Raw genomic sequence first — 13,656 nt, forward strand, 5'->3', positions numbered from 1 at the left:
TTTTGTATTTTTTATAATTTTTATCTGTAAATGATAATGGATATTGAGAGGGTTCTTGTTATTTCGTTTATCGTTTTATTTAATAAGTAGTGCGGAAAATTCTATAGAAAAAAAGGGAATATTTCGGCGGGTAAAAACGTTGGTAACTAGGAAGGTAGTAATATTTCGTACAGCCTTTTTTGATAAGCCGAGGTTTTATCTTATTGGGTTGTACGACCTTTTTAAACTACCTCTTTATTTCTTCCTATTCCTCTGCCTTTAGGTTACTCGATATTTGTTAAGGAAAAATTAAGTTTGGTTTAATTTTTCTTCTGTAAGTTTTAATAGAGAAAGAACTTATTTAATTGCTTTTAAGCTTCCGACTCTATTTTTGTGTTCTTGTTGGCTTGCCGGCAAGTTAATAATGGGAGAAGGGTAGGTTTTCCCAAGAATGATATGCTTTTCCAAGCATTCATCCTTATATTCCCATGGTTGATGAATGGCTTTGTTAGAGAGGGGCGCAACTTCCGGTAGCCAGTGGCGCAAGTATGTGCCATCAGCATCAAACTTTATACTTTGCCTCACAGGATTGAAGAGTCTGTAATAGGGGGCGGCATCCACACCACAACCAGCAACCCATTGCCAACCCATGGCATTGTTTGCAGGGTCAGCATCCAATAAAGTTTCATCAAACCATTTTTGACCAATCAACCAATGGAGATTAAGGTTTTTTGTTAAGAAGGATGCAACCAGCATACGAACTCTGTTATGCATTGTACCTGTTTCCCACAGCTCTCTCATACCCGCATCTATAATTGGTATACCTGTTAAACCTTGTTGCCAAGCTTTAATTGCGATGACACTTTCTTCGTCAGCTTCATTATTCCAAGGCATTTGTATATATTTCGATTGAAAAGGTTGGGTTTGGGTGTGAGGAAACCAAAAAAGCAAATGTCTGGCAAACTCTTTCCATATCAGTTGGCGTAACCAAGCTTGAGAAACCTCCCTCTTATTGGGGAGCTCTAGTAAAAAACTTTGAGTTTCAAAATAAAGCTGCCTTGCAGGTAAGTGGCCAAAATGCAAATAAGGTGACAGTCTTGATGTGGCATCATGTGCAGGATAATCTCTTAGCTCGTTATATTCGCTTATTTTATGCAGTAGAAAATCATTAAAAATCTGCCAGGCTGGGGTCTCCCCAATTTGCCAGTGAGTTAGGAGTTTTTTAGCCCAAGCGGTTTGAGATATCTGTTTAAGATCTGCTGGTAGTGTCGCATGGATTTTAGGCGGCAGTAGCAACTTGCTAAGGTTGTTTTGTTGAGTTGTGTCTAAAGGTTCAAGGCGATGAATTTGCTTCATTAATGTTTTGTAGAAAGGCGTAAACACCAAATAGGGTTTGCCCTGTAGGTTATGTATTTGGTCGGGTGCAAACCAGAACTCGGAAAAAGATGGTTTGAGTTTTACTTTGTTGCGTTGGCAGACTGACAAAGCAAGGTTTCGTTGGCTAGTGAATGGTTCTCCGACTTGAAAGCAATAGTAGACTTTTTGGATGTTTTCTTGGCGCAATAAAGTTTCAAATATGGTTTCAAAACTTCCTGATAATATCCATATATCAGCGCCTAGTTTTTGATAATCCGCTTTGAGTTGCTCTAGTGCCATAGTTAACCAAACTGTATTGGCATCACCAATGGTTTGGGCTTTGTCGTGAAAGTAAGCGACGATGACTTCATCCGCTTCGCAGAGCGCATTTTGAAGCGACTCTAAGTAGTCGATGCGGAATTCACGTTGTATCCAAACAAGAGCTTTCATAGAAAATATAGTTTTTTAATTTCTTATGATAACATGTACTTAAATTCTTCCATAAATGCTGGGTATCAATATTTGAGCGCACCTGCTATGCGAACTACTTTTCTACGTCTATTTTTAACAAGCCTATTTGTCTTGGTGCTTTCGTCTTGTTCGGCGCCGCCAGAAAAGCTAAGAATTTCCGCAACCACTTGGGTTGGTTACTCTCCTTTATTCTATGCTAAAGCGAAAGGCTGGCTTGATCCTCTTAATATCAAATTACTGCATGTAGTTTCACTTAGTGAAAATATGTACTTATATCAAGCGGGTAATGCCGATGCCTATGTTGGTACGCAGTATGAATACAATGTGATGCATAACAAAAAACCAAATTTAACCGCCGTGATGATGTTTGACCGTTCAAACGGTGGTGACCTCATATTGAGTAATAGAACGATTGATGAACTGAAAGCGGCCACCCAACCTATTAAAGTCTATTTGGAAATGGATTCCATTAATCGTACGTTGATAGATGACTTTATGGCCAAATATGGTTTAGAGAAGTCGCGCTTCAATTTTATTAATGAAGATCAAGCAACCATTTCTACCGTTAAGCTTAAGCAAAATACAAGTCCGACAATGATCGTAACTTACACGCCATATAACCTTTCTTTAGAAAAGAAAGGGTTTAAAGAAATTGCCTCTACCCGAGATAACTTGGATATATTTGTGGTTGATGCGCTCTTTACGACCAAGGACGTTTTGAACAAACATCGGAAACAATTCCAAGGATTAAAAAAGGCGGTTGCTCGTGCTGTAAAAGCTTTGCATGATAATCCGAATGAATTTTATCAGACCATTAAGCCTTATTTGCTGGAGTTAAGTTATCAAGATTTTGTAGCTTCACTTAAGGATATTGAATGGATTAATGATTCTTTGACGCGAGCATTAAAGCAGCGCTTAAAACAGTCGCATTACCCGATTGATCATTTATTGTGAGAAGTGTTGTGAAATTAAGGGCGCAAGTCAACATTAAACAATTTGTGGTTTTGATAGTAGTACTGATGTTGGTGGTGTTTTACACCGTATCCTATGACTATTACTCGTCGCAAAGGGAACAAACCGCTAAAGCAATTTTAAAAAACCTTAAAGACGATATGTCTGAAATCAGTTATGTCTTGTCGAAAAACATAGAAAATGAGGACGCTTTAAAAGGCGAACGAGCAATTCTTGATAGAGCAGCCGCCAATAATGATTTCGTTCAGTCAATTATGGTTTTTGATAACTCTAAACTGTTGATGACAACAGATCCTAATCATCGAACATTACCTAATAATAATCTCAGTGTTTTTAATGCTGGAATGGAATTTTCATATAAATATTTGAACGATAGCAAAAGTTTTGAAGGGAAAATACGGTTTTATCAAAACGGTAATTTAAAACTTTTAAGATTGATATTCTTGCTCGATAAGAGTGAGATTTCACGTTATGTCACTTATAACAAAAATAAATTTCTTCTCTATCATGGCGTTATCGGTACCTTACTTGCACTGATACTCTTTGCTATTTTGTTTGTTTTTATCTCTAGACCTTTAGAAAAACTTAAAGCGTATTTGACCGATGGAAAAAATATTGACCGTCCACTTCGTTTGTTTGAGTTGGATCTGATTCGAGCCAAAATGATAGAGGCATTTGAACGTTTGGAAACAGAGCAGAAACAACTTTTCTGGTTGTCTAGAAAAGATGCATTAACAGGCTTGCCAAATCGTAATGCACTTAAATGAGCATTTAGAAAAAATGATTAAGGAATCGGATCAAAAGCAAGAAGCATTTGCCTTTTTGTTTCTTGATTTGGATTTGTTTAAAACTGTCAATGATTCTCTTGGACACCACATAGGGGACGAGCTGCTGAAAAAAGTGGGTAGACTCCTTGAAAATAATTTAGAGGATGATGATTTTGTTGCTCGTGTTGGTGGTGATGAGTTTATCTTGCTATTGCATAACTATGATCATGCGTCTCATGTAATAGAAACCATTGAGCGTATGCAAAGTCAGCTGTCTCGTCCTTTCCAAATTCAAGAGCATACTATCAATATTTCTAGCAGTGTAGGTGTTGCGTTTTACCCGCATGATGGTAAGGACTTTATTCGACTCATGCAATGTTCAGATATTGCCATGTATGAGGCCAAAAAGAAGGGGCGAGCACAATACTATTTTTATACGGATGAATTGAATCAGCAGGTACAAAAAACTATCTCGCTTGAAAAGGAAATGAGTCAAGCTCTAAAAAATGGTCATTTTGAACTTTATTATCAACCTAAAGTTGATATGCGTAGCAATCGAATCCTAGGCGCAGAAGCACTAATCCGGTGGATAAAACCTGATGGGACCTTGATTCCACCTATTGAATTTATCCCATTGGCAGAAGAAAATGGGTTTATTGTCGAGTTGGGCCAATGGATTCTAGAACAAGGGGTTAAACAACTCTATGATTGGCAGCAGCGTGGACTAGATATTAACCTATCAATCAATATTGCAACCAAGCAGTTGATTGCGGATAGTTTTGAGCAAGAGTTCAGGCACTTGTTACAAACTTATCCAGTTGAGCCAAGCAAATTAGATATAGAAATCACAGAATACCTGTTTTTTGAACAGAGTCAGCAAAACTATCAGGTTTTAAAAAACATACAGACACTTGGTGTGACGGTTTCATTAGATGATTTCGGTACAGGGTATTCTTCATTGTCTTACCTTAAAAAATTCCCGATCAATTGCCTGAAGATCGATAAATCTTTTGTTGATGACTACAGCAGTAAACAGGGGGCTGTGTTTATTGAAACCATCGTTAAAATGGCCAAAAGCCTCAATATGACCGTTGTCGCCGAAGGCGTGGAAACTATCAGTCAGCTAGAGTATTTAAAACAAGTTGGTTGTGATATTTATCAAGGGTACTACTGTTCTCGGCCTCTGCCTGAAACAGATTTTTATCATTTCTTGGATGTGCATCATACAGAAACCAGTATTTCACAAGAAGCGTGATGGTGCTTAAATACCTTGTTTTTATTGGTTTTTTGTTTTTCATTAAATGAAAAGCAAACGACTTGAAGTTGTCTTTCAAAAGGTAGCTTTTAGGCGCTTTTAGACAGCTTGGTTTTTAACTCTTTGATCACATCATTAAATGTGATATTTTTGTTAAAAAGGGGTTGCAGAGAACGATATTTTCTCTATAATACGCTCCATCAAACGAAGAACTCAACGCCTAAGGGTAAGTTGAGAAACGACTTTCCAACCCCCTCTAAGGAAGTTGAAAAGCAAAAAGCTATTCCCGATTAGTTCAGTTGGTAGAACACCGGACTGTTAATCCGTATGTCGCTGGTTCGAGTCCAGCATCGGGAGCCACATTCTAAAGCCAGATATTTCAAACACTTACGAGTGAATGAAGTCTGGCTTTTTTATTGTTTCAAATTTTTAGTTGTAGTGCAAATTTCACTATTTAGCTTTGAAAAAAATATCTTTTTGTACTGGATTGGTCACTAGGTCTGCAAGTGTGAATTGTTCAGCATATTCAAGATATTTACTTTGAGCCTGATCTAAGAACTTTCTGAGTTCGCAGCTTTGGTTGATTCTACAAACTGGAACATCGCAGTTAACGGGCTTAAGTGTGACTTCCATTAATTCAATGACCTGCCTCAGGTTTATCTCATTTTTATTTTTGCCTAGTTTGATTCCGCCAGTAGGGCCACGAACGGATTGGATGAACCCATGATTTACCAGTTTCTGAACCACTTTCATCAAATGACTTTTTGAAATATCAAAGGTCTCGGATATGGCTTGTATGGTAGCCAGTTTTTCATCATTTTGTGAGCCGAGGTAAATCAGTACGCGGAAAGCGTAATCTGTCTGTTTGGTCAGTTGCATGAAATAGTGCCGTCCTGAATTTAAACTTTTATTGTGTTTGACATTCTACATTAGATTCATCTAATATGCATCTTTATAAAGATTCAAAATAGATGAATCTTTATAAAGTTCACATAAAAAACAGGAAATTCAATTATGTTGTCAGACCAAATCATCCAAACAATAAAAGAAACTGCTCCAGTATTGGCTGAGCAAGGCGTACAAATTACAGATATTTTTTATACGAAATTGTTTGCCAATCATCCTGAGCTAAAAAATATTTTTAATATGGCAAATCAAGCACAAGGTGAGCAATCGAAGGCACTTGCGGAGTCGGTTTTTATGTATGCGAGTTATATAGACCAATTGGATTACCTGACACCGATGGTAAAGCGCATTGCGCATAAGCACGCAAGTTTGCATATTCTCCCAGAGCATTACCCGATAGTTGGAAAATATCTTTTGGAGTCCATCAAGGAGTATTTAGGGTTAGGTGACAATGATCCCATTCTTGAAGCCTGGGCAGTTGCTTATGATGCTTTGGCGTGTATTTTCATTGATGTTGAAGAGCAAATTTATGCGGAGAATGAAAATAAGTTGGGGGGCTGGAGAGGGTTTAAGCCATTTTTAATAGACCAGATTGTCGAAGAAGCGGAAGGCGTAAAATCCTTTTATTTGTTGCCAGAGGATAAAGAGTTGGTTTCTTTTAAAGCTGGACAATATGTCGGGGTTAAGACTAAGCCTGCGAATGATGGGTATGATGAAATTCGTCAATATTCGCTTTCAAATGCACCAGGAGATGATTTTTATCGTATTACGGTTAAAGCAGAGAATATGAGTAGCAATCCGGGTGTTGTCTCAAATTATTTACATTCTGCTGACGTTGGCGATGCTGTTTGGCTACAACCTCCAACTGGAGATTTTGTTTTAAAGGAAAGTTTTCGCAGCAAAGTGTTTATTGCTGGCGGTGTAGGGATTACGCCTGTTTTAAGCATGCTGCTAAATGAACTGAGGTATTTTGATAGTGAGCAGATCACTTTTATTCAATGTTGTAGAGATAAAAAACACCATATTATGGAAAAGGAGCTCAGAACGCTTCAAGAAAACTATGGTTTTAAATATTACGTTGCCTATGAATCTGATGAAAGTGGCGATCATCAGGGGTATTTGACCAAGCATATTCTGAGTGAATGGCTGCCTGAAAATGAGGCGGATGTTTATTTCTGTGGGCCGAAAAGCTTTATGTCAGAGGTGAATAAACTTTGTATGGCGTTGGGGTATGAAGAGGATCAACTACACTATGAAGTCTTTGGCCCAACGACCAAGTTGAGTTGATAGACTTTCCCTGCTTTTTAATGAAGCCACTTTTAGGTGGCTTCACTTTGTAATGCTAGGTTTTCTCTCCCATTGACCGTTTTCTTTGCTGATTTCATATTTAGCCCAGTTAGCGAATTGTGTCTTGGTTAGGCATTCACTGGCAGTTTTATCTTTTCCTGTAATTTCTTTGAAAATAATGAGCTCTTTTTTGACGTCTTCGTCAATGACCTGTCGGACTGCCCATTCACTTCCAGGCTCGCCGTTACTATAGTAGCTGCCTAGCTTAATTTCATTCTTGTTCATTCGACTCAAATTGGCACTTAGATTGATCAATGCGAAAATTCTTTTCAAGTCATATTCGTTTATATCCACAAAGGAATCGATTTTCTTGAGGGCGTTGATGAAATCCTCATGATTAAAAAAATGTTCCTGATAATCTAGTTCAACATTTCTTTTTTGATTGAGAAATGCTGGGTATCTACGCCATTTGAAAAATGAATTGAATAACATGGCGATGATGAAAATGGATAGGGTGTTCAAAAGTACTGGGGTCATGATGAAGCTATAACCAAGTGAATGAACACTTTTGGTCGCCAGAACAGTGATCATTGCGGTTGCTCCTCCAGGAGGGTGGATACACTTGAAATAATACATCCCGAGAATGGAAAGCCCCACTGCGGAAGCAATGGCGATGACTTGATCAGAAATGAGCAAGGCACTCGTTACGCCAATGATGGCGGAAATTAAGTTTCCACCAATTAAGGGCCAAGGCTGTGAAAGTGGACCATGAGGTACAGCGAATAAAAGGACTGCAGATGCCCCCATTGATGGAATTAGCAGCCAGAAAGCGTCTTGTCCTAAAAAATATCTACTGATGATGGTGATGGCTAGAATAGAGATAAAGCCACCGATTGCGGAAATGAATTTTTCATGATGGCTAACAGGCTGTTGTTCCCAGCCTGCGAAATCAGAGAGTATGTTGAAGAGGTTTTTCATAGGGTTAAAGAATGGTTTCAATTGTTCAAGGCAAGTATGTACTTGCCTTGAGCGATAGGTTTGATGTTATCGTGGAAGTTCTAATCCGGCTTTTATTTTTTCCAGTGCACGGGTGATTTCCCCTTTGTTTGTGTGCCAGATGGCGCCACTACTGAGCACAAAGGTCACAACTAAGGTGATAAGCATGAGATTGCCAGATAAATATAGAAATACCATCATGCCGATATTGCCCATGTTTGGATCAGTCGTCATGTAGTTGGAGATGCCATAGCCAGTTAAGAATATCGTTCCACAGACCAGATAAGCGATAAATACAATTTTATTGTGTCTGATTGCCAATGACCAATTTGCAACGATATACCAATGAGACTGAGCATGTTTTTTGATTTCGGTAAGTAATGATTTCCAATAAAAATATTGAAATAGCATAATGCTGATGGAGATAACTGGAATTAGCCAAAACCAGTGAATCAGATTGAGTTCAAATAGAATAACAACGGCAAATAGATGAACCAGAATAATGTTCATGTTGAAAATGTTATGTGGCGTTCTAGCCCGTCTTTTTTGGTTATAATCAAAGGCGTGTTGTGACATAAGGCGACTCCTGATTTAAGATGTATTTAAGATGCATCTTAAATGAAAAGAAACTAGAAGTCTATAAGATATATATAAGATACATTTTATGCAGTTAACAAAATATACTGATTACGCTTTGCGGGTGCTGATGTTTTTGGCGATTCAAGAAGATAGAACTGAGAAAATACAGATTCAAACCATTGCAGATAAGTTTGGTATTCCCAAAAATCATTTAATTAAGGTTGTGCACCGATTGGGTCAGGAGGGTTTTATCAGCACGGTAAAAGGAAAGGGAGGCGGCATTTTCTTGTGTCGGGCACCTTCGACGATTACGGTAGGGCAGGTGGTCCGCCGTTTGGAAATGACTTTAAACCCTGTTAACTGTGATGAACCCATGTGTTGTATTAAGGAGGTTTGTTTGCTTAAACCAGTGTTAAATGAAGCGATGGAAGCTTTTTTAACGACTCTGGATAACTATAGTCTGTCGGATATTACCCGCAATGATCGGCCGTTATCGAACCTGTTGCATACAGGAGGCACGGAGAACTTTTTTAAGTAACCTGATTAGGTTTTGAGTTTAACGTATTTAAAAAGCTAGGCCTCATCAATGCGATGAGGCCTGATCCAGTTTAGATTGAAAGTATTAGTTACCCATCATCATGTTTTCATAAGCATCTTTGAGCTCTTCTTTTTGCTCTTTGGTAAGGACTTTTCTCATTTTTTCTTGCATTTTCAATCGCTGTACAAAGGCTTCTTTTTTGCGAGCAGAAAGGTTGTCGTAAGCCTTACCGATCATTTTATAATCACGTTTGTCAGTACGCATCGCTTTCCATAAAGCGGTTCTGGCTTTCCACATTTTGCGCATGATTGGCTGCATGTCTTTCATTGCATCAGAACGAATTTTTTGCATTTGCTTCATTTGTTCGTCACTCAGGTTGATCATGCCCATGCCTTGACCTCGCATACCATAGCCCATGCCAAAGCCACCCATCATGCTCATACCGTAACCTCCCATCATTCCTGGAGCATATCCATTGCGCATGTGGTAGCCATTTCCATACCCCATGCCTTGACCATTCATCATGCCTGGGCTGTAGCCACCGCCCATCATGCTCATGCCACCATAACCCATCGGTGGATAGTTGTGATCATCAGCCTGTGCAATTGTAAAAGGTGAGGATAAAGTGAATGTCAGTAAGAGTGCTTTAATTATTGTTTTCATTTTGTAATCCTTTATAACTATAAAAAAAATTAAATAGACAAAATACGACTTACCTCGCGAGCTGACCTCCTGTCGTTGCGGTGTTAAAAATAGAAAACGATTTTGAAGCAAGACTTTGAATGTATATGTTGTTGTCAAAGACTCTATGTTGTTGATTGTTAATCTTTTTATTGTTTATGTCAAACAGTTGGTTATAGGGTTTTGTGTAATTTAACTGAAAGGTTTAAATCAATAATGTCTTCATAATGAATTAAGTTTCAATTGGTATTCTGAGTGATGATGTTGATGTTATATACTATGTTCGTTGATTGTGTGTTGTGGCAATCAAGGAAGACGATAGAGTAAAGGATATTGATGAACGATTTTTCAGGTGAACGTACACCTCTTAATACATTTCTTGGGCTAGCGCCGTTTTTACGCTTAAGCTTAGAGGGACAAGACTTACTTCCTCTATCGCAAAAAATATTTGAGAAATTAGAAGAACATTCTGCAAACGCCGATTTGTTGATGAATTTATCGATGATTATGCAGATTCTCGGTGGTGAAGAACTGGGACTAGATATCCAGAAACAGGCGCTTCTTTTAAAACGAACATACCGAATTCCTCCAGCTATTCAACCTGCAAAATACAGGTTGCTATTGTTTATGGTTCCAGGTGTTGTATCCGAGAACACACCTCTTGATTGCTTACTGGAAGGGGAAGCCGTTGAGCTGATTTTCTATTTTCTCGATGATAAAGAACCTTGGTTTTTAGAAGATATTCCCGAACATGATATTGCGATGGTTGGTGTTTGTGCGTCTGAACAGAATGGGCCTGCACTGGAAGCTTTAACAAAAAAGTTAGCGGGATGGGATAAACCAGTTCTCAACCTTCCTGAGTTTATAGGTAATACCTACAGAACCCGTGCCAGTGAATTGTTACAGGATGTTCCTGGTATTGAGATCCCTATGACTTTTCTAGTTGAAAAGCCTGTATTAACAGGTTTGGTCGCTAATAAAGATCGGCTAGCAGATAGTTTTGAAGGCGTAAGGTTCCCTATTATTATTAGACCTCGCGATTCACATGCAGGTCGTGATTTGGAAAAAATGAATGACCTAGATGCTTTGGCGGATTATTTACAGGCTGTGGATTGTGATGAGTTCTTTATCTCCAATTTTATTGACTACAGTGATGAAAAAGGGAACTTTAGTAAATACAGGGTGGTATTGATTGAAGGTGATGCCTATATCTGTCATAAAGCCATTTCTACGCATTGGATGATTCATTATGTGAATGCTGGCATGCTGGAAGAGCAAGATAAGCGTGATGATGAAGCCAAAAGCATGTTGCATTTTGATGAGTTTATTGGTCGTCATAAAGATGCGCTAAGCGCTATTTATGAAAAAACGGGATTGGATTATCTTGGTATTGATTGTGCTGAAACGATGGATGGACAGCTTTTAATATTTGAAATTGATCATGTTATGGTGGTTCACGGTATGGATCCGGTAGATATGTTTGCATATAAATTAGAGCCTATCCAAAAGATTAAAGATGCGTTCAATCAAATGGTGGACGATAAAATAACTGCAGGCTCTTAGTTTAAATGGCTCTTCTGTCTAACTTAATATGTAAACTTATATGAAAAACTTGAATGAATTAAACTTCTCCGCGGGTCCTGGTGCTTTACCTCAAAGCGTTCTTGATCAAGTTCAACAGTCCATTATTGCATTACCAGAAACCGGCATGTCTGTTTTAGGGATGAGTCACCGTTCAGCTTGGTTTCTTTCAGTTCTAGAAGAAGCTGAGGCGAATGTTCGTGAGCTATTGGGTATTGATGACGAGTTTCATGTGCTCTTTTTACAAGGGGGCGCAACTCAGCAGTTCTCAATGATTCCAATCACTTTGTTGCGAGGTTCAGGGCTGGAAGCGGAATATCTGCAAACAGGTTACTGGGGACAAAAGGCCGTTGCAGAAGCGAAAAAAGAAGGGAAAGTAAAGGTGCTATGGTCGGGAGAAGATGCAGGCTATCATCGTTTGCCGGATGATGAAGAGCTTACTTTTTCTAAGGATGCGGCTTATTTTCATTATGTTTCAAACGAAACGGTTGAAGGTCTACAGTTTCACAGAGTTTTAGGTCATGACAGTGTTCCGAGAGTTTGTGATATGTCATCTGACTTCTTGTCACGGCCTATTGAAGCGAATCGTTTTTCAATTATCTATGCACATGCCCAGAAAAACATTGGACCTGCAGGTGTGACGGTTGTTCTTATTAAAAAATCTGTTTTGGATAGTGCAAGAGAACAGGGCAATTTGCCATCATTTCTAGATTATAGAAACCAAGTTTCTGCACATTCTAATTACAACACGCCACCCGTATTCGCTATCTATGTCACGCTTTTAGTAACCCGTTGGATTAAAGATGAAGTCGGTGGCTTGAAAAACATGGAAGCAATCAATCGTAAAAAAGCAGAATTGTTGTACCAGGCCATTGATGGTAGTGACGGGTTTTATACCGGCTGGGCGCGACAAGAAGATCGCTCCTTGATGAACGTGGCGTTTAATTTAGCTACGCAGGAGTTAGAGCAAAGCTTTTTGCAGGCCGCAGGCGAAGCCGGTTTTTCAGGTTTAGATGGACACCGTTCTTTAGGTGGCGTCAGGGCTTCTATCTATAATGGTTTAACGATATCTGCAGCAGAACAGTTAGTAGACTTTATGTCATCCTTTCAGCAGGCACACCGTTAACTTTGTGATGCACTCATGATTTAGTTTGGTGCAAATCTGTTTTTTTGTTGAACAATATTCTTGATTTAATCTTATTAAACCATTGATTTATAAGTATTTTTTCTTTTGGTATGCAGGTTGCTTATTACGAATATAGTAAATCGTAATAAAATACTGATAAACCAAGAGAAAGCACTATGGCAATCTTCCCTAAGACTTGGACAACACCTAGAACAGAGCTTGATAAAAAATCTAAACTTTGGCTGACTTTTGCGAGTTTTGCCATTCCGCTTTTGCTTTGGAGTTTAGTCAGCTATGTTCCTTTTATATGGCACCCTCAAATTCAAGTAACGCATCCTGGTGATGTAAGTTATTTCCGAGTTGGCACTTTAGTCAATAAGGATGTTTTTAATCGTGAAGTTGAAAAACGTTTGGCGATTAAGAATGAAAACCCTGTAAAAATTCCACAAGGCATACCAGCCAACCCTGTTTACTTGCCCGCTCCAGATCAGGTTGCTAAGGCAATGTATACGGCATTTACCACGCCGCCTAAGCGCTATAACGAACCTTGGTTGCACGAAAGTCTTTGGCACTCAATTCAAATTATTTTCTGGGGATTTTTCTGGTCGATGGTGTTTGGCGTGCCGCTTGGTATTTTGGCGGGAACCTATCATTCTGCATCACGATTAATTGAACCCTTTACCGAGTTTTTCCGTTATTTGCCAGCACCTGCGTTTGGAGCGCTAGCAGTTGCAATTTTGGGTATTTATGACGCACCGAAAATTGCCATTATCTTTATAGGTACTTTCTTTCAAATGGTGCTGATTGTTGCTACCACGACGCGTAAGTTGAATATGGCTTTAGTAGAAGCAGCATTAACGCTGGGCTGTAAAGGTGGTTCGTTGATTCGTCGAGTCATCTTGCCGGGTGTCTTGCCTGATTTGTTCCGTGACATGCGTATTCTGCTAGGTTGGGCATGGACGTATCTGATCGTTGCGGAATTGATTGGAACCAGCTCGGGGATTACCTTTTTTATCACGCAACAAGCACGCTATAAGAACTTTGACAATGTGTTCGCGGCGATATTGATGATCAGTATTTTTGGTATTGTGACCGACATGATCTTAGCAAAACTTGGTAAACGTTTGTTCCCTTGGAATAATTCAAATTAAGCAATTCTGGA

The 13,656-nt window shown here is 38.9% G+C and carries 13 protein-coding genes and 1 tRNA gene; 9 read left to right on the forward strand and 5 right to left on the reverse strand.

What is annotated here, in order from left to right:
- Positions 1-336: 336 nt before the first annotated feature.
- A complete protein-coding gene (locus N745_RS0102825) occupies positions 337-1,785 on the reverse strand; it encodes a cryptochrome/photolyase family protein (protein ID WP_024850626.1) in 1,449 nt (482 codons plus the stop codon).
- Positions 1,786-1,872: 87 nt separating this feature from the next.
- On the opposite strand from N745_RS0102825, the gene N745_RS0102830 reads away from it, so the two are divergent.
- From N745_RS0102830 to N745_RS0102840, 4 genes are all read left to right on the forward strand, one after another.
- Entirely contained in the window at positions 1,873-2,760 is an 888-nt protein-coding gene (locus tag N745_RS0102830; protein ID WP_157833738.1) for an ABC transporter substrate-binding protein, read from the forward strand.
- An 8-nt stretch (positions 2,761-2,768) separates the two neighbouring features.
- Positions 2,769-3,545, forward strand: coding sequence for a hypothetical protein (locus tag N745_RS12210; protein ID WP_157833739.1), 777 nt, complete (start codon positions 2,769-2,771; stop codon positions 3,543-3,545).
- Positions 3,546-3,558: 13 nt separating this feature from the next.
- Complete coding sequence (locus N745_RS11645; RefSeq protein WP_169729904.1) at positions 3,559-4,800, forward strand: putative bifunctional diguanylate cyclase/phosphodiesterase; 1,242 nt, start codon at positions 3,559-3,561, stop codon at positions 4,798-4,800.
- A gap of 284 nt (positions 4,801-5,084) precedes the next feature.
- Positions 5,085-5,160 (forward strand) — tRNA-Asn (locus tag N745_RS0102840).
- A 90-nt stretch (positions 5,161-5,250) separates the two neighbouring features.
- On the opposite strand, the gene N745_RS0102845 is transcribed toward N745_RS0102840, so the two are convergent.
- The gene (locus N745_RS0102845) at positions 5,251-5,679 is read right to left on the reverse strand and encodes an RrF2 family transcriptional regulator (RefSeq protein WP_024850628.1); all 429 of its coding nucleotides are present in this window, start codon (positions 5,677-5,679) and stop codon (positions 5,251-5,253) included.
- Between the two features lie 135 nt (positions 5,680-5,814).
- On the opposite strand from N745_RS0102845, the gene hmpA reads away from it, so the two are divergent.
- Positions 5,815-6,993 carry an NO-inducible flavohemoprotein gene (gene hmpA / locus N745_RS0102850; RefSeq protein ID WP_024850629.1) on the forward strand — a complete coding sequence of 393 codons (1,179 nt, stop codon included), beginning with the start codon at positions 5,815-5,817 and terminating at the stop codon, positions 6,991-6,993.
- A gap of 42 nt (positions 6,994-7,035) precedes the next feature.
- Here the strand turns inward: hmpA and N745_RS0102855 are convergent, their stop codons facing one another.
- Together N745_RS0102855 and N745_RS0102860 are read right to left on the reverse strand one after the other, a co-directional pair.
- A complete protein-coding gene (locus N745_RS0102855; protein WP_024850630.1) occupies positions 7,036-7,971 on the reverse strand; it encodes an HPP family protein in 936 nt (311 codons plus the stop codon).
- A gap of 66 nt (positions 7,972-8,037) precedes the next feature.
- On the reverse strand, positions 8,038-8,565 hold the full coding sequence (locus N745_RS0102860; RefSeq protein ID WP_024850631.1) for a hypothetical protein: 528 nt from the start codon (positions 8,563-8,565) through the stop codon (positions 8,038-8,040).
- Between the two features lie 88 nt (positions 8,566-8,653).
- On the opposite strand from N745_RS0102860, the gene N745_RS0102865 reads away from it, so the two are divergent.
- On the forward strand, positions 8,654-9,106 hold the full coding sequence (locus tag N745_RS0102865) for an Rrf2 family transcriptional regulator (RefSeq protein ID WP_024850632.1): 453 nt from the start codon (positions 8,654-8,656) through the stop codon (positions 9,104-9,106).
- An 84-nt stretch (positions 9,107-9,190) separates the two neighbouring features.
- On the opposite strand, the gene N745_RS12215 is transcribed toward N745_RS0102865, so the two are convergent.
- Positions 9,191-9,769 carry a Spy/CpxP family protein refolding chaperone gene (locus N745_RS12215; RefSeq protein WP_024850633.1) on the reverse strand — a complete coding sequence of 193 codons (579 nt, stop codon included), beginning with the start codon at positions 9,767-9,769 and terminating at the stop codon, positions 9,191-9,193.
- A 354-nt stretch (positions 9,770-10,123) separates the two neighbouring features.
- On the opposite strand from N745_RS12215, the gene N745_RS0102875 reads away from it, so the two are divergent.
- The 3 genes from N745_RS0102875 to N745_RS0102885 all read left to right on the forward strand — a co-directional run bounded on the left by N745_RS0102875 (position 10,124) and on the right by N745_RS0102885 (position 13,645).
- The gene (locus N745_RS0102875; RefSeq protein WP_024850634.1) at positions 10,124-11,350 is read left to right on the forward strand and encodes an ATP-grasp domain-containing protein; all 1,227 of its coding nucleotides are present in this window, start codon (positions 10,124-10,126) and stop codon (positions 11,348-11,350) included.
- Between the two features lie 40 nt (positions 11,351-11,390).
- Complete coding sequence (locus N745_RS0102880) at positions 11,391-12,494, forward strand: phosphoserine transaminase (protein ID WP_024850635.1); 1,104 nt, start codon at positions 11,391-11,393, stop codon at positions 12,492-12,494.
- A 176-nt stretch (positions 12,495-12,670) separates the two neighbouring features.
- Positions 12,671-13,645: an ABC transporter permease gene (locus N745_RS0102885; protein WP_024850636.1), complete on the forward strand. Its 975-nt coding sequence runs from the start codon at positions 12,671-12,673 to the stop codon at positions 13,643-13,645.
- Positions 13,646-13,656: the final 11 nt, after the last annotated feature.

It is taken from the genome of Hydrogenovibrio kuenenii DSM 12350, from assembly GCF_000526715.1.
Taxonomy (GTDB): domain Bacteria; phylum Pseudomonadota; class Gammaproteobacteria; order Thiomicrospirales; family Thiomicrospiraceae; genus Hydrogenovibrio; species Hydrogenovibrio kuenenii.